This window comes from Mesorhizobium sp. M4A.F.Ca.ET.090.04.2.1 (genome assembly GCF_003999085.1).
Taxonomy (GTDB): Bacteria; Pseudomonadota; Alphaproteobacteria; order Rhizobiales; family Rhizobiaceae; genus Mesorhizobium.
Genome location: NZ_RZOT01000952.1, coordinates 1 through 851, shown reverse-complemented (window position 1 = coordinate 851; position 851 = coordinate 1). Strand labels below are relative to the sequence as shown.

2 protein-coding genes are annotated in these 851 nt (G+C 55.0%); both read right to left on the bottom strand.

All coding sequences use genetic code 11. The features are described from left to right. The coding region (locus EN781_RS33405) for an integrase arm-type DNA-binding domain-containing protein (RefSeq protein WP_145965822.1) at positions 1-511 on the bottom strand (511 nt) is incomplete at its 3' end. Between the two features lie 78 nt (positions 512-589). Beyond that, positions 590-851 (bottom strand): hypothetical protein (locus EN781_RS34970; RefSeq protein WP_210213520.1); only part of this gene is annotated, 262 nt, incomplete at its 5' end.

The following is an 851-nucleotide window of genomic DNA, read 5'->3' as shown; positions in this document are numbered from 1 at the left end:
CGCTGCCAATGGTCGAGCGCAGCCGCCTGGCCGACTCGTATCGACCGCGCACCTCCACGCTACGAAGGGCAGCAAGGATAGTGGCCGCATCAATGTCCCGAATGCACTTGTGCCCACAGGTGAGATAGGCGAAGTCGAGTAGCCATTTGACCTTGGTGATAGTCCGGTCGGCACGTCCCTCTTTCTTCAGCTTGTCCACATATTCCTCGGCGATTGATCGAAAGCTGTCCTTTGCCGAACCGACCTTTCGCAACTTGCGTTCCTGCGCGGGATCGATGCCAGTGAGGAGGAGACGTTTGGCGTCATCGCGCGCCTTGCGTGCTTCGGCGAGCGAAATAAGGGGATAGCTGCCCAACGCCAGAAGCTTCTGCTTGCCGTCAAATCGATAGGCGAGGCGCCATAGGCGGGATCCGGTGGGCTGCACCCAGAGCTGGAGCCCGCCACCATCAGACAATTTCAATAGCTTGGAAGCAGGACGGGCATTTCGGCATTTCACGTCGGAAAGGGCCATTTGTGGGACACCTCCCTTTGGCTGTTTCGATACCATCAGGATGTCCAGTACCAACGGAAATACCAGCCCTCCGCCTCGTTAGACCAAATACGCCGAAATTCCATGAAACGCGCTCAATCGCGCCATCCTTCCCAAAAAGATGAACGATTTCAGTTGTTTGTGCAAACAGAAGCGTAGAAGATTCGGCGAAAGGGAGTGTCGGGAGAGGAGGGGATGGTGCCCAGAGGCGGATTCGAAGCGAAGGAAATCTGGCTTTGTTTCCAAATAGTTGACGCCCACACAAGAGCAGGGATAGCCAACAAAAATACCAACAAAATATTTCTGTGGATTGGTTCGGTTC